Origin of the sequence: Psychrobacter cibarius, from assembly GCF_904845955.1 — a bacterium.
GTDB lineage: Bacteria > Pseudomonadota > Gammaproteobacteria > Pseudomonadales > Moraxellaceae > Psychrobacter > Psychrobacter cibarius_B.
On the sequence record NZ_CAJGYX010000002.1, the window covers coordinates 544638 to 559822 of the forward strand.

Annotated in this window: 14 protein-coding genes; 8 read left to right on the top strand and 6 right to left on the bottom strand. The window is 43.3% G+C overall.

The window, feature by feature from the left end; translation table 11 throughout:
* Positions 1 to 20: 20 nt before the first annotated feature.
* Both JMV76_RS05780 and glyA read left to right on the top strand, forming a co-directional pair.
* Positions 21 to 524 carry a chorismate--pyruvate lyase family protein gene (locus tag JMV76_RS05780; RefSeq protein ID WP_198329611.1) on the top strand — a complete coding sequence of 168 codons (504 nt, stop codon included), beginning with the start codon at positions 21 to 23 and terminating at the stop codon, positions 522 to 524.
* A 458-nt stretch (positions 525 to 982) separates the two neighbouring features.
* The gene (glyA, locus tag JMV76_RS05785; RefSeq protein WP_055123466.1) at positions 983 to 2239 is read left to right on the top strand and encodes a serine hydroxymethyltransferase; all 1257 of its coding nucleotides are present in this window, start codon (positions 983 to 985) and stop codon (positions 2237 to 2239) included.
* Positions 2240 to 2320: 81 nt separating this feature from the next.
* Here glyA and JMV76_RS05790 read toward each other — a convergent pair whose 3' ends face one another.
* From JMV76_RS05790 to JMV76_RS05815, 6 genes are all read right to left on the bottom strand, one after another.
* Entirely contained in the window at positions 2321 to 4375 is a 2055-nt protein-coding gene (locus JMV76_RS05790; protein ID WP_201501947.1) for a WG repeat-containing protein, read from the bottom strand.
* Positions 4376 to 4568: 193 nt separating this feature from the next.
* The gene (locus tag JMV76_RS05795; protein ID WP_045443523.1) at positions 4569 to 4817 is read right to left on the bottom strand and encodes a DUF2164 domain-containing protein; all 249 of its coding nucleotides are present in this window, start codon (positions 4815 to 4817) and stop codon (positions 4569 to 4571) included.
* Positions 4818 to 4958: 141 nt separating this feature from the next.
* Positions 4959 to 6233, bottom strand: a complete 1275-nt coding sequence (gene gltS / locus JMV76_RS05800) for a sodium/glutamate symporter (RefSeq protein ID WP_045453577.1) — start codon at positions 6231 to 6233, stop codon at positions 4959 to 4961.
* An 89-nt stretch (positions 6234 to 6322) separates the two neighbouring features.
* Positions 6323 to 6691 (bottom strand): barstar family protein, encoded by a 369-nt coding sequence (locus tag JMV76_RS05805; RefSeq protein WP_201501948.1) that lies wholly within the window; start codon positions 6689 to 6691, stop codon positions 6323 to 6325.
* Position 6692: 1 nt separating this feature from the next.
* Positions 6693 to 7463: a ribonuclease domain-containing protein gene (locus JMV76_RS15060; RefSeq protein ID WP_201501949.1), complete on the bottom strand. Its 771-nt coding sequence runs from the start codon at positions 7461 to 7463 to the stop codon at positions 6693 to 6695.
* A 181-nt stretch (positions 7464 to 7644) separates the two neighbouring features.
* On the bottom strand, positions 7645 to 8946 hold the full coding sequence (locus tag JMV76_RS05815) for a glutamate-5-semialdehyde dehydrogenase (protein ID WP_201501950.1): 1302 nt from the start codon (positions 8944 to 8946) through the stop codon (positions 7645 to 7647).
* A gap of 449 nt (positions 8947 to 9395) precedes the next feature.
* Between JMV76_RS05815 and JMV76_RS05820 the strand changes: the two genes are divergently transcribed.
* From JMV76_RS05820 to JMV76_RS05845, 6 genes are all read left to right on the top strand, one after another.
* Positions 9396 to 9719 carry a hypothetical protein gene (locus JMV76_RS05820; RefSeq protein WP_201501951.1) on the top strand — a complete coding sequence of 108 codons (324 nt, stop codon included), beginning with the start codon at positions 9396 to 9398 and terminating at the stop codon, positions 9717 to 9719.
* Between the two features lie 383 nt (positions 9720 to 10102).
* Complete coding sequence (locus JMV76_RS05825; protein WP_045443533.1) at positions 10103 to 10900, top strand: ABC transporter ATP-binding protein; 798 nt, start codon at positions 10103 to 10105, stop codon at positions 10898 to 10900.
* A gap of 311 nt (positions 10901 to 11211) precedes the next feature.
* Entirely contained in the window at positions 11212 to 12012 is an 801-nt protein-coding gene (locus JMV76_RS05830; protein WP_173936682.1) for a transporter substrate-binding domain-containing protein, read from the top strand.
* 32 nt (positions 12013 to 12044) lie between these two features.
* On the top strand, positions 12045 to 12971 hold the full coding sequence (locus JMV76_RS05835) for a transporter substrate-binding domain-containing protein (RefSeq protein ID WP_201501952.1): 927 nt from the start codon (positions 12045 to 12047) through the stop codon (positions 12969 to 12971).
* A gap of 102 nt (positions 12972 to 13073) precedes the next feature.
* A complete protein-coding gene (locus JMV76_RS05840) occupies positions 13074 to 13985 on the top strand; it encodes an ABC transporter substrate-binding protein (RefSeq protein WP_372814685.1) in 912 nt (303 codons plus the stop codon).
* 458 nt (positions 13986 to 14443) lie between these two features.
* Complete coding sequence (locus JMV76_RS05845; protein ID WP_201501953.1) at positions 14444 to 15178, top strand: ABC transporter permease; 735 nt, start codon at positions 14444 to 14446, stop codon at positions 15176 to 15178.
* The last annotated feature ends 7 nt before the right edge of the window (positions 15179 to 15185 follow it).

The following is a 15185-nucleotide window of genomic DNA, read 5'->3' on the forward strand; positions in this document are numbered from 1 at the left end:
GTCACTATTAGCCGTTAACTATGTCCAGTACTCCTTTTATTTGTCTTACCCATTTGTCTCCTCCTAGTGAGCTACTCTCGTGGCTCAATGTCGCAGGCTCTCTCACGGCGGTGTTGGAAGTGAAAGCAGGGCAGCCCTTGCGCGTGGAGCGTAGCTTTGAGGGCTACCGATTGCTGTCATTGGCACAAAAAAAACAATTGAATGTCACAGGTGCCATGCTAAATCGTCCCATGCTAGCATGGGTGCGTGAAGCGCAACTATATGGCAATGACGCGCGCCCGTGGGTGGCCGCGCAAAGTATCTTTCCGTTACCCAGTCTCAAAGGTCACGCCCGCCGTTTACAGCAGCTCAAAGGTACACCCATCGGTTATGTGTTATTTAAACGCAGTCGGACTTTGCCCAATCAGCGTTTTATCCAGCAGACAAGTGAGGGTTGGCAACGGCAAACACGTTATGATTGGTATGGTCGCCAGTTGCTGATCAGCGAAACTTTCTTGCCAGCATTTGTCACTACTGACAGTTGAATATCCGTTAAGTAGCCAGCCAATAGATAAATATCGCTAATAATCTGCTGACCAACAACAGGCTAGGAGCAATATGATATCGGTAAACCATTTATTTTATTGGCTATTTATCTGCGTTATATCACCATTTAATTCACTCAGCTTACAGTGAGGTTTTTTTGCGCTCACCGCACAAATTTTCATGTTACACTTAATGTTTAGCGATGATTTTGATGCCAACGCGTATCGAGTTTATTGCCGAATTGGACAAGTTAATGATAGGCCTATTGCCTCTGCTTACTCCTACTTATCTTTGCTAATAGACTCAATTCACAATAATGGTCATACCATAAAACTGAGCGTAAAAGTACCGCTGGTACTTTGAGCGACGTTGACACAGTAATTGTTTTATTGTGGGCAGCCTATAAGCTTCTTTTCAACGACATTTTTCAATGACAGTCACTACCTAGGACATCACTATGTTTAAAGATATTTCTATCAAAGATTTTGATCCAGTACTTGCTGAAGCGATGGCTGCAGAAAGCGTTCGTCAAGAAAACCATATCGAATTGATTGCGTCTGAAAACTACTGCTCGCAAGCAGTGATGGAAGCGCAAGGCACAGATCTGACCAACAAATACGCTGAAGGCTATCCTGGCAAGCGTTACTATGGTGGTTGTGAGCATGTAGACGTTGTAGAGCAATTGGCGATTGATCGTGCAAAAGAGTTGTTCGGTGCTGAGTACGTCAACGTCCAGCCACATTCTGGTAGCCAAGCAAACTCTGCCGTATTTTTAGCGTTACTTGAAGCAAATGACACCGTACTAGGCATGAGCTTAGATGCAGGTGGTCACTTGACTCACGGCGCACACATTAACTTTTCAGGTCTGAACTACAATGCTGTACAGTACGGCTTGGTCGAAGGCACTGGTCTTATCGATTATGACCAAGTTGAAAGTTTGGCAAAAGAGCATAAGCCTAAAATGATTATTGCTGGTTTTTCAGCGTATTCACAGGTAGTAGATTGGGCGCGTTTCCGTGAAATCGCTGATGAAGTTGGTGCTTATTTGCTAGTAGATATGGCGCACGTTGCTGGTCTAGTTGCTGGTGGTGTTTATCCAAACCCAGTACCGTTCGCTGATGTGGTTACAACGACAACACACAAAACCCTACGTGGCCCACGTTCAGGTATGATTTTGGCACGTGATGAAGTACTTGCTAAAAAGCTGAATTCTGCCGTATTCCCAGGTAACCAAGGTGGCCCGTTGATGCATGTCATCGCGGCAAAAGCGGTTTGCTTTAAAGAAGCGTTAGAAGATAACTTTTCTACTTATCAGCAGCAAGTGGTTAAAAACGCTAAAGCGATGGCAAAAGTGGTTCAAGACCGCGGCTATGAAATCATATCTGGCGGTACGGAAAACCATCTCATGCTGATCAGCCTCGTTAAGCAAGAAATGACGGGTAAAGAAGCGGACAAATGGCTTGGCGATGCGCATATTACTGTGAATAAAAACGCCGTACCAAATGATCCAAAATCGCCGTTCGTGACGTCTGGTATCCGTATCGGCACGCCAGCAATCACTACTCGTGGCTTCAACGAAGCGCAAGCGGGTGATTTGGCAGGTTGGATTTGTGATGTACTAGATAGCCGCGGTGATGAAGCGGTCGCTACTGAAGTACGCGGTAAAGTAGAAGCGATCTGCAAAGAGTTACCAGTTTACGAAAAAAATCAGTAAGCCGTTTCTCTCTGTTTTAGCCAGCGCTTATTAAGTGTTGTATAAAGTAAAAAACCGCTTAGCGTTTGCTAGGCGGTTTTTTTATGGTCGGCGCACTTCTGTTTTGAGATAAAATATACTGCCTTCTTTTTTAACAAGTATGACACCTTTATTAAAAGGCTTTATAGCGTCTTGGTTCTGCGGAATAATGGCGATATCATTATCGAAATATCCTAATTGCGCCTCTTGTTTTACACCAGCAATGTCTCCTTCAAAGTACCATAGACTATCTTCTGAAAATTTGTTTTTTTTATCTACTACAGCTAAGCTATTGTCTTGCTCATCTTCTAATTTAAAGGTCGTTGCACCTTTTAGAGCTTCATCCAAAAAATTAATATACGTTAAATCTAAAAACTTAAGGTCATTGAACTGTACTGGCACAATCTCTTTACCCAGTTTATCTACCAAGCCCACTTTAGTCTTTTTGGTGACGTGAGCTATACCATTGGTAAAAGGCTCAACCTTATCGTATTTAAAGGGAACAACGGTTTTATTTTTTGTATCAATAAAGCCCCATAATCCGTCTTTTTGAGCGGGTGCTAAACCTGCTTCAAACGTATCAATTTTATCGTATTCTAACGGTATGACCACTTGGCCAATTTGATTGATTAGCCCCATCATACCGTCTATATCAACTGCTAATAAGTCTTTATCAAAATGCCAAGTATAATCATACTTTAGAGGGATAATTATAGCTCCTGTCGTATCTATAAACCCTGATTGACCATTTTTAGTGACAGGGGCAAGACCTTTATTAAAATCCAAAACATTCTCATATTGCAAGGGGATAACTGCGTTACCTAACTTGTCAATGAAACCATATTTATTGTCTTTTTTAACCCACGCTAGACCATCAATAAATACACCAGCCTCATCGTATTGTGGTGGTGAGATGACTTTACCTGACGCATCTAAAAAGCCAAATTTATCTGCTTGAGAGATATGTATAATACCGTCGGCAGTGTGCGAGATACTGTCAAATTCCACAGCCACAATGACATTACCTGTGCTATCGATAACCCCTCTTTTATTTTCTTTTGTGACGATAACTAACCCTTGACTAAAGTCTTCGACAGAATCATATACTGTAGGTATGACCTCATGACCCGCTCTATTAATAAAGCCAAACTTATAGTTCTTCTCAACGCGGGCTAGCCCTTCATCGAAAACTTCAATAGCACTGTACTGTATAGGAGTGATTTTATTTCCGCTTTGGTCGATGAGACTCCATTTGCCTTCTTTTTCTACCCGTGCGATACCCTGCTCAAAAGAGTGAGCGCTATTAAACTGCTCTGGAATGACAAAATCTCCTTTTTTATCAATAAATCCATAATGATCATCTGAGGATGGATAGTGTTCAGCCATGGTTACACTGGCTAAGCCCTCACTAAAAGAGGTTGCATTGCCATATTGTGGAGGGATAATTTCATCGGCCTGTTTATTGATAAATCCATATTTCCCAGCCTTTTCGACGACGGCTAACCCTTCAGAAAAAGAGTTTACATATTCATACTGGATAGGGATAACAACCTCTCCAGCTCTATTAATAAAACCCCATTTATCATCTTTTTGAACTCTTGCCATGCCTTCAGAAAAAGACCCAGCATTACTATATTGTAATGGGATGACTTGCTCTCCAGTTTTATTGATGAATCCACTACTACCATTTTTCTCAACCATTGCTAAGCCTTCAGAAAAAGACTCAACATTTTCATATTGTAATGAAGCAATAGTGTTGCCCTTTTCATTGATAAAGCCCCATTTATCTAGCATAACGATATTTGCCAATGGGCGAGATGTCGCGACAGCGGCCAACCCTTCATTAAAAGATTTAGCCTTATCATATTGCAGTGGTACAATGATTTGTCCTGAAGCGTCAACATAACCATATTTGTCGTAATTATATGGGCTTTTAAAAGTAGTACGCATTACTCGTGCTAATCCTTCACTTAAGCAATCAATACTCTCGTAGTTTGCGATAGGTGGCTTTTTACATACCTCGGTCAATGAGTCATTTGCCCAAGCAATTTGTGCAAATAACGTTGTCGCTAGAGCGAGGCTGACCTTCAGTTTTGAGAAAATCGGATTAAAGAACATAAATATCTACAACAGTCATCATTAGTTCAATAGTAGGTAGACAACTAAGTTAAGTCCAGACAAATATTCTCATCCGTTACTTTACCTGTTTTATGCTAAAAATCAGTAAGTCTTAATTATTGAGTTTTAAGCTTGAAATAAAAAGCCGCTTAGCATTTGCTAGGCGGTTTTTTTGTGTCGTAGAAAATAGTAGCTAATCCTTCTTCAGCGCATGACTGTCTTCTAATATGCCCATAAACCTCTCATATAACCAAGGCTCAGCATCATCGATGGCTTGGTTATATATTTTAGAGCCAATCAAGTCCACTATAAAATCGAATAAGAACTTGGCAGGTAAATTACCGATATCCAAATCAAACTCTTCGCTCATATAATCTCTCAAATTATCTAACAGCGCTTCTTCCTCTTCTTTCGATAACTTGATAAGTTTGTCTTTACTCATATCATTCTCTCAATACTAGGTAATGATCTAGCTTAGTTCAATCATATCTTTATAGGAAGGTTGAATAACCAATAAAAAGGCTGGGTTACGATAGCGTAGCCCAGCCTTATTCAGGTTAATTCGACTTTATTGCTTATAAAATTACATAAACGGCAGTTTAGTAAATATCTGCAAGATCGTCGCGTTGACGATATCGACAAAGAATGCACCAACCATTGGCACAATCAAAAACGCCTTAGGCGAAGGCAGATAGCGATCCGTGACCGCCTGCATATTGGCAATCGCCGTTGGCGTCGCACCCATACCGAAACCACAATGTCCAGCTGACAAGACCGCTGCATCATAGTCTTTACCCATCACCTTAAAGGTTATGAAATAGACATAAACAACCATAATGACCGTCTGTACCAATAAGATAATCAACACAGGGCCTGCCAAATCAGTCAGCTGCCATAGCTTCAATGACAGCAGCGCCATGGCTAAGAACAGACTCAAAGAAGCGTTACCAAATACGTCGATAGAGCGATCAAACATATCAAAATTAAAGATTGTGGTTAAGACATTACGAATAATCACACCACCTGCCAACGCCCAAACGAAGGTAGGTAGCTCAAACCACGTGCCTTGCGCAACAAGCGTCATGACATCGGCGAAGGCCAACGCTGCGGCAAACAATGCCAATGTCTCAATAGTAGAAGAGGCGGTGATAAAGCGCATGCTGTCAGGTCTTTCGAAAATTTCTTTATTGCTACTCGCCGAATCTTCATCATGTTTGGTGCTATAAAGCGACTGCGCACCAGCGACTTTTTCGATGTCACTAGGATTGGGATTGGCAGGTGTTGGTTTTAACCCCAGCTTTTGAATCAGACGACGGGCAACAGGACCACCAATGATACCACCAGCGACTAAGCCGTAGGTGGCAACGGCGATACCAAGTGTCGTTGCACCGACCACACCGTAATCTTGCTCCAAGGTGATACCCCAAGCGCCTGCCGTACCGTGACCACCAGTCAGGGCGATAGAACCTGTCACTAATCCAAGTAGTGGATCAAGTCCCAACGCGCTTGCCATGGCCACACCAACGACATCTTGCAAGACGATAAAAACGGACACAACGATGGTAAAAATCAACAATGGCGTACCACCAGCTTTGAGTCTACTAAAATCAGCGCTCAAACCAATAGAGGCAAAAAACATCAGCATGGTAGCCGTCTGTAATCCTTGATGAAAGTTAAAACTATATCCCCAAATGATATTTAGAATATAGACCACTATTGCCGCGACCAAACCACCAGCAACAGGCTCTGGAATATTAAAATCTTCTAAGAATTTAATTTTCTTGACCAAAAAGCGCCCAAGCAGCAGCACTAGAGTGGCTAGTATCAGCGTGTAATAGCCGTTTAGGGTAATTTCCATATATTAATCCTTTCTATAAAAATAAATTAACCTGAATTCGGGATAAATATGGTTTTATCTCGAATTCAGGTTTGTGTGGTGATTGGCGACTAGGCATCATCCACGGACGGCATAATAACCCATAATTGCGGCTTGCCAAAATCTCTGTAGGCATCTTCAATGATGCTTTTGAAAACATTAAAATCTTCGGTGTTTATTTTTTTCACCGCTGTTAGATCCAGCATCAGGTGAGTCACTTTGCTGTCCGTTAAACAGTCCCATGCGCTATCCCAGTTATGTGAAAAATAGCTGGGAAAATCACAAGCATTAGCTAAGTTTGTTAATAATGTGGTTTTATTAAGTATCTCGTTTATAGGTATGTTAACAGTCTGAGCGGGCATGCTAGCATTTAGTGCTGTAGTTTTTTGGTTAATATCTTGGTCAAAACCCAGATTAATATAGTGGATGGCTTTACTCATATTATTTTACGTCCAGTCTGCGAAAGCTATCATAGTGATCAACGGTTAAGTAATATACGGTCGGCGGATGACCACCTGTGACGATACGCCGTGCACCGCGATGTGACACGCCAGGGGTCGGCACGGTATATTCGCGGTAGTAGCCTTGTGACTGCGTGGGCAATACTCCCTCACGATTATAAAATGTCGTGCCATCTTTATGAGGATAAGGAAAAGGCCCGCCTCGTTGTATAAGGGCAATGGTATTGTCTATCTGAGCATCGCCCGTGACGCCGCTTGTCTTTGCTGGCTGGGTCTCGGATGAGGTTTGTGATACCGTCGTTGGGTCAATACTATCGGTCAAAAACCCAGACGACAAATCACCAAAAAAATAAACAGCAACGGCAATCAGGGCAATCACACTAAATAGGGTAGAGCCTAAGCTTCTCTTGTTTTGGTTACCACGCTGACTATGGCGATTGTCACGGGTAGTGTGTCGCGGGTTTTTGTTATTATCAATAGAGTTGTGTCGGCTGCCAGTATTTGAATAGGGATTGGTTATATTTGAGTCTGGAGTGGCTAAAATACTCAATTCGTTGGAAGTGACTTCAGTGGCTCGTAGTTGGTTTTTATCATTACGCTGACTATTAAAATAGACGCTTTGACCAATGGTTATCGGCTGTGATAATCGCACTTTACTCACATGAAAAAACACGTCTTCACTTTGGTTGTCTACATCGATAAAGCCATAGCCTTTATCTGAATTCCAGTGCTTGATTTTACCACTCTGCATAAGCCCACTTTCCTATCGCCTGTTTTGTTATCGTGCCGCATGACTTCTACCATATACATGGTTTTAATACCGCATATATAACATATTTGACACTACTAAAAAACGCCAGCAATTGAGCTGGCGTTTTTCTGTGGATTATACGTTAAATGAGAGAGTGGATGATAGGCTAAGCGATAAGACGTTAGGCGCGAGTCTCACCATGACCATAAACGATCCATTTCTGTGAGGTGAGACCTTCAAGTCCTACTGGGCCACGAGCGTGGATTTTATCGGTCGAGATGCCAATCTCAGCACCCAATCCATACTCAAAGCCATCGGCAAAACGACTAGAGGCGTTAATCATGACGCTCGCTGAGTCGACTTCACGGATGAAACGTTGCGACTTGGTATAGTTGTCGGTAATGATGACATCGGTATGATGGCTGCCATGAGTGTTGATATGTTCAATGGCTTCGTCAATACCTGACAATACTTTTACCGCTAAGATAGGCGCTAAATATTCGGTATCCCAATCCTCAGCAGTGGCCGCAGACAGATGTCCAGCAAGCTTAGCATTGTCATTTAAGATGGCTTGCGACTTGTCATCAAGGCGCAGTTGCATCGCATCGTCAGCGGCTATAATGGCTTCGGCAATCTTTGGCAATAGCGCACCCGCGACTGATTCGTCGATCAATAGCGTCTCCATAGTATTACACGTACCGTAGCGATGGGTTTTTGCATTGACGCTGACCTTGATGGCGATTTCGGCATCTGCATCGCTATCGATAAAGGTATGGCAGTTGCCATCTAAATGCTTGATGACAGGAACACGAGCATCACGGCTGATACGTTCAATCAATCCTTTGCCACCGCGTGGGACGATGACATCGACATAATCTGTCATGGTGATCAGCTCGCCGACAGCAGCACGATCTGTCGTTTGTAGTACTTGCACACTGTGCTCAGACAGCCCGACTTTCTGTAGCCCTTCCAAGATACACTTGGCAATCGCTTGATTGGATTCAAACGCTTCAGAGCCGCCGCGCAAGATAATAGCGTTGCCTGATTTTAGCGCCAATGAAGCCGCTTCTAAGGTCACGTTAGGGCGCGACTCATAAATCATGCCGACCACGCCGAGCGGCACCCGCATTTTACCCAAATGAATCCCTGATGGCTGATAGGTCATGTCAGTGACTTCGCCGATAGGATCTGGTAATGAGGCGACGTCTTTTAACCCCTGGAGCATACCGTCAAAGCGGGCATCATTTAGCTCTAGGCGATCTAGTAAGGCTGCCTCTAAATCGTTGCTTTGTCCATTATCCATATCGATTTTATTGGCGGCCAAAATATCTGATTTGGCCTCTTTTAACACATCATGAATCGCCATTAATGCTGAGTTTTTGTCACCCGTGTTTGCTGCAGCCAGTACACGAGAAGCCGCTCGTGCTTGTTTGCCAACAGTTTGCATATAGGCAGTAACGTCTGTGGTATTCGATTGACTCATAAATTATTTTCCTTATGTTATAAATGTTTTAAGCAAATGAAAGCGCCCAAAAAGGCGAAAATGTGGCAAAAAGATGATTTTGATACCTGTCAGGTATTATGCTATTTAACATAGAGGAGATTGAGGCGATAGTAAAGATGATTTTGTGAACAGTGCCTGCTTTACATAGCGTTTATGAGCATTGTTGTCGCGTCATTTTACTGACTTTATCATTACTGAGTCCTTGCCATTTCATGGTACAAATATCATTTTAGAGAAAGCAAAAACGCAAGTTTGCGGTTACGTGGTTTCAACAGAACTGCGTTGTAATTACTAAGGTAGCTAGCATTAATCATACGTATAGTAGAGCTTAACGGTGCATCAAAAAGCAATTAAAGGGCAGACATTCATGTACGAATGGTTGTTCGTCAAATACAATTCAATAAATGAAATAATGATGGAGAATAAAAATGGCTATTAGAAATGACACTATCGACAACAGCACGCGTAAAAGCTTGCTGATAGTTGGTTTGGTTGCCACGGCATTGACATTGGGCGCTTGCGGTAAGAAAGAAGAAGCGCCTATGGAAACTGCTCCAGCCGTTGATGCACAAACAGCGGTGGAGGATGAAGCTACTGGTGTTGCGACAGCAGGCGAAGGTGATGATATTGCAGTTGCTAGCGCCGATGATGGCATGGCAGTGGGTAATAATGATGATGTGGCGGTGGTAACAGCAGATGACGCAGAAGTGCTAGACGGTACTGAGAGCGAAGAACATGTCTCGACGTATTAAATCGCTACTTTGATTAACTGGTTATCATTAGTTGATGATATAAGCGAATAAAACTAGATAATCAGATAAAACTACGCCCAGTACACGAAAGTGATAAAATAAGGCTCAGCGCTGTAAATACAGTCTGGGCTTTTTTATATTAGCTATTTAGTGGCTTATTAATATGTATTTACCACTGATTGAGCATCTGGTTCAATACAGGATTTGCCTTTTTGCTGTGTAATAAGAGACAATGTGACATTTTTTCTATTTGTGTCACGAATCATAGCCTTATCACAATAATGCTATGATTGATGCTGATACTATTTATGCTGCCTATGCCGCTATTTTTTATTTATTTTTATTCGTGTTTTCACTCATATTTATTGGAAGTCTGCTGAACCATGCTTGATATTGCAAAAGATCCGACTCGGCCTATCGCCTTAGATTTACAAGACGTCCATAAAAGCTATGGCTCATTGGCAGTACTAAAAGGAGTGTCCCTTACCGCATATGACGGTGATGTCATCTCTATTTTGGGCTCATCAGGCTCAGGTAAATCTACCTTGCTGCGCTGCATTAATTTGCTCGAAAAGCCCAATCAAGGTCGTATCATTATCGGTAATGATGAGCTGATGCTCAAGCCTGCCAAGTCAGGTGAGCTGCAAGCGGTCGATATCAAGCAATTGGAAAATTTGCGCGCGCGCGTGGGTTTTGTCTTCCAAAACTTTAACTTGTGGCCGCACAAAACGATTTTGCAAAACATCATCGAAGGACCAACGCAGGTTTTAAAGATTAAAAAAGATCAAGCCATTAGCGATGCTGAAAAGCTGCTCGACAAAGTCGGTTTGCTTGATAAAAAAGACGCCTATCCAGCGAATTTATCTGGTGGTCAGCGTCAGCGTGTCGCGATTGCCCGTGCCCTTGCCATGCAGCCACAGGTGCTACTATTCGATGAGCCAACCTCAGCCTTAGATCCAGAGCTGGTCAATGAAGTGCTCGCCGTCATGCGTGAGTTGGCAGAAGAGGGGCGTACTATGCTTATCGTCACCCACGAGATGCGTTTTGCGAGAGAAGTATCAAGCAAAGTGGTGTTCTTGCATCAAGGCGTGATTGAAGAGATTGGCACGCCCGAGCAAGTTTTTGATAATCCTACCTCTGAGCGTGTCAAAGACTTTATGGCATCGCATCGTCAGAACTAGCCTCGTATTTAGTATCCGTTTTATATGAAAAAATGGGGTGGTAATATTCTTACCACCCTATCGTCATTTTATTTTAAGCATAAAATTACTGCTTAGTAAGCAGCGTTGACCGTTTATTACTCGTTAATAACAGTCGGTATGTAAAACGTTTGTTTTTGATATTTTACTCAGGTATTATCAAAAGGTTTACAGGTGGTCGATAATGACGGCTGCTTGTGTATTCTGCTATCTATATTGCTTGTCTGGCAGGGACGTCAGAGAACAAAATATCAGAACCCTACATTAAAAACCCATCAGAATTTAAGGAATGTATGATGTCGAATTCTCGCCTATTGTGGTCATCGATGACCGTTACCGCCGCATTGATGCTGAGCGCCTGTAGTCAACCGGCTAATGAAACTACTGATAGCAACACTGACGCCACTGCAGCAGAAACGGCTGGCAAGACCATTCGTATCGCGACCGAAGGTGCTTATCCTCCTTTTAACTACACCAATGCTGATGGCAGCTTGGCAGGCTACGATATTGACGTTGCCAATGCCTTGTGTAAACAGATGCAAGCCAAATGTGAAATCGTCGCTCAAGATTGGGATGGTATTATTCCGGGTCTTTTAGCACAAAAATATGATGCAGTGATTGCGGGTATGTCTATTACACCTGAGCGTCAAGAAAAAGTCGACTTTACCGAGCCTTACTTTGCCAATACGATGGTTTGGCTGACCGATACCAAAGGCAGTTTTGATCCTATGGCGATCAAAAACTTGACACTTGGTGGTCAACGTTCAACCACGCCTGGCGCTTATTTACAAGATAACTATGAAGGCAAAGACGGCAATACTGTGCAGTTGTATGACAATTATGACAATGCTTATCTGGATCTAAAGTCTGGTCGTAGCGATGCAGTATTGGCGGAAAAAGTCTCTGCCAAATCATGGTTGGCAGACAACCCTGAAGGCTTTGGTATCGTTGGTGACGAAATTGACAATGACGACAATATTGCCATTGCTGTTCGTAAAGGTGACGCACTCAGAGACGACTTTAATAAAGCACTCAGCGAAATCCGTAGTAACGGTGAGCTGGCACGTCTTGAGCAAGCGAACTTTGGTCAATAATCTTCTGATTGAAAAATGAAGGAATAGCAAACATGACAATATCAATGACATCATCGTTAAAAACTAAGGCGCTTTGGCTTGCGCCATTAAGTGCCGCGATGCTTATGCTGGCTGGTTGTAATAATAGCGCCACGCCAGAAGATGGTGCGGCAGCTGACACCACAGCCGATGCACCTATGAACATAAAAATTGCCACCGAATCAAGCTATAAGCCGTTCAGTTATACCGATGCTGATGGCAAGTTAATTGGTTATGAGATTGAGCTGGTCGACGCTCTGTGTGCACAAATGAAAGCGAAATGTGAAGTCATCTCACAAGATTGGGATGGTCTCATTCCTGGTCTAAATGCCCAGAAATTCGATGCAATTATCGCAGGTATGTCGATCACGCCTGAGCGTAAAGAAGTGGTTGAATTCACTGACCCGTACTTTCACACCGGCATTATCTTGATTGGTAAAAAAGGTGATGACATTCGCGTCGATGCCTTAAAAGGTCAGCCCATTGCCCCACAGCGTTCAACCGTCGCTTCACAGTACTTGCAGGATGAACATGCAGATGCTGATATCAAGCTTTATGATACCCAAGACAATGCGTATCTGGATCTGACTTCAGGTCGCGTACGGGCAATGATGTCCGATAAAGTCACTGGCATCGATTGGCTAAAAACGGATGCTGGCAAAGACTATGAAGTAAAAGGACAAGAAATCAGCACCGACGAAGATGCCATGGGTATCGCGCTTCGTAAAGGCGATCCATTGGTCGCTAAGTTCAATAAAGCGTTGGCTGAATTAAAAGAAAACGGTACTTATGATCAAATCACAGGCAGCTATTTTGGCACCAGCTCTACCGCTGCTGCGCAAAAAGCCGTGGCAACCACCGACGTAAAAGAAGTGATGGTGGTTGAAGGTGATGATGCTGTTGAAGTGAAAGAAGAATCAGCTGAAGCGGCGACTAACTAATATCATAGCTCATCTCTGTGCTCGGCTGATATGGCTGTCACGTATGGCGATATTCACTCATAGAGATGAGTGTTATTTTACTCACAAACCCCAAGGATGATCATGAATAACCATTTTGACCAACACCGTGCAATCGCGAACGCATCCGTTATCAATGGCATCAAGGCGCGACGTTTTTCAGCGCCCTTGCTTGCGATGGCGGCGCTTTTAACCTTAGTAGGGTGTAGCAATGGTCAAAATGATGCAAATGATGATGTCAGCCCAGATGCCGCTGAGACCGCAGCGACGGGTGATGTGTTACGTATTGGTACCGAAGGCGCTTATGCTCCCTTTAATTATACCAATGCGGATGGCACCCTTGGTGGTTTTGATGTTGATATTGCCAACGCTATCTGTGCCGATATGAAGGTAACATGTGAAATCACGGCGCAAGATTGGGACGGTATTATCCCGGGTCTAAAAGCGGGTAAGTATGATGCGATTGTGGCCGCTATGTCGGTGACGCCTGAGCGTGAGCAACAAGTCAGCTTTACAGAGCCGTACTTTAGCAATACCTTGGTATTTTTGGCAAAAAAAGACAGCAGCTTCGATCCCAGTAATAGCGATGATATCAATGCGCATTCTATTGCCGCTCAGCGCTCGACCATTTCTTCGCAGTGGTTAGAAAAGGTTTATCCGAATGCTGACATGAAGCTTTATGACACGCTCAGTAATGCGTTTTTGGATTTGGGTTCGAATCGTGTCGATGCGATGGTGTCTGATAAGCTGCCAGCGCTAGAATGGCTTGGCTCCACCTCAGGTAGTCAGTATGCGCTCAAAGGTCAAGAGATTGACATCAATGATAATTTTGCCATCGCGGTGCGTCCAGGCGATGCATTGCAAGCAAAAATTAATAAGTCATTGGTCAATATTAAAGCCGATGGCACTTACGATAAAATCAATCAAAAATATTTTGCGATTCCAGCGTCAAGCTCGACGGTCACTACTGAGCCGACAGAAAAACCTGCTGAATAAGTCTTAAAATATGTTTAGCACTGTTGCATCGTAACCGTGAGAATGGTGATTTTTAATAGGTTAATTTGAATCCCATTTCATAGGAAGGGTATTGCTTCAATAGCGATATCCTTTTTTTGTTTTTTATAAAAAATAGTTCGGTCTTGTGATATTGACTGTTCGGTTTGTAAAAATATGACTAATCTAATGTGTTTTTAAGAAGATAAGCGTCTATTTAAGCACCGCTTTTACGTGTGAGTATTAACATAGCTGGCAGCGAATATGATAAAATCAGCGCTCATTTCTACTGTGTCAATTTCCGCCGCAATAATCGTATTGATTTGACGTCGATCTATGACGCAAGGCACCAAGGTCTATTTGGTATAAAATACGCTTATCAGCAGCGCTCAGCGATTGATGCTGATTCTTTTAACTCATATTTTGCAAATTGCTAATATAAAGAGACTGAGTGGATAATTGTGTTTGATTTACAAGGATTTGGCGCGCTACTACTGAGCGGCGCTACCGTCACCATCAAGCTTGCCATGACCAGTTTAGTCATCGGCATGGCTTTAGGGCTGCTCGGTGCCACAGCTAAGCTGTCCAACGTCTGGCTGCTGCGTAAGCTTGCGACTGTATATACGGCGACAATGCGCGGTATTCCAGAGTTGCTATTGGTACTGTTTATCTATTACGGTGGCTCTATGCTGCTGATGACGATTCTCAAGAAATTCGGCTATAACGAATATGTTGAGATCAGTGCCTTTTGGGGTGGCGTGATGGCGTTATCTATCGCGTTTGGCGCTTATGCGACTGAAATTTTTCGCATGTCGATCCAAGAGATTCCGATAGGGCAAAAGGAGGCGGCGCAAGCGATTGGTATGCGTCCTTTTCAGACGTTTTATCGCATTACCTTGCCACAAGTTTGGCAGATTGCGTTGCCAGGATTGGGTAATTTGTTTTTGGTGTTGCTCAAAGATACCGCATTGGTATCGGTCGTGGGTCTCAAAGACATCATGTATCAGGCGTCACGTGCCGCCCAATCAACGCAGCAGCCATTTACTTTTTATATGGCAGCGGCGATTATTTATCTGGGTTTAACCATGTTGATTACTGGTTTTATGATGTGGCTCGAGTGGCGCGCCAATCCAGCGGCACGCTACGCTAAAAAGCTGAGCCGTCAGTCAACCCACCGTCAATCGACCATAGGATAGAGGAGAG

What these genes read in the sequence shown, in the direction of transcription:
- JMV76_RS05780 (WP_198329611.1), top strand. Translation starts at nt 21, where the DNA reads ATGTCCAGTACTCCTTTTATTTGTCTTACCCATTTGTCTCCTCCTAGT.
- JMV76_RS05840 (WP_372814685.1), top strand. Translation starts at nt 13,074, where the DNA reads ATGAATAACCATTTTGACCAACACCGTGCAATCGCGAACGCATCCGTT.
- JMV76_RS15060 (WP_201501949.1), bottom strand. Translation starts at nt 7,463, where the DNA reads ATGCAGAGTGGTAAAATCAAGCACTGGAATTCAGATAAAGGCTATGGC.
- glyA (WP_055123466.1), top strand. Translation starts at nt 983, where the DNA reads ATGTTTAAAGATATTTCTATCAAAGATTTTGATCCAGTACTTGCTGAA.
- JMV76_RS05815 (WP_201501950.1), bottom strand. Translation starts at nt 8,946, where the DNA reads ATGAGTCAATCGAATACCACAGACGTTACTGCCTATATGCAAACTGTT.
- JMV76_RS05835 (WP_201501952.1), top strand. Translation starts at nt 12,045, where the DNA reads ATGACAATATCAATGACATCATCGTTAAAAACTAAGGCGCTTTGGCTT.
- JMV76_RS05825 (WP_045443533.1), top strand. Translation starts at nt 10,103, where the DNA reads ATGCTTGATATTGCAAAAGATCCGACTCGGCCTATCGCCTTAGATTTA.
- JMV76_RS05830 (WP_173936682.1), top strand. Translation starts at nt 11,212, where the DNA reads ATGATGTCGAATTCTCGCCTATTGTGGTCATCGATGACCGTTACCGCC.
- gltS (WP_045453577.1), bottom strand. Translation starts at nt 6,233, where the DNA reads ATGGAAATTACCCTAAACGGCTATTACACGCTGATACTAGCCACTCTA.
- JMV76_RS05820 (WP_201501951.1), top strand. Translation starts at nt 9,396, where the DNA reads ATGGCTATTAGAAATGACACTATCGACAACAGCACGCGTAAAAGCTTG.
- JMV76_RS05790 (WP_201501947.1), bottom strand. Translation starts at nt 4,375, where the DNA reads ATGTTCTTTAATCCGATTTTCTCAAAACTGAAGGTCAGCCTCGCTCTA.
- JMV76_RS05795 (WP_045443523.1), bottom strand. Translation starts at nt 4,817, where the DNA reads ATGAGTAAAGACAAACTTATCAAGTTATCGAAAGAAGAGGAAGAAGCG.
- JMV76_RS05805 (WP_201501948.1), bottom strand. Translation starts at nt 6,691, where the DNA reads ATGAGTAAAGCCATCCACTATATTAATCTGGGTTTTGACCAAGATATT.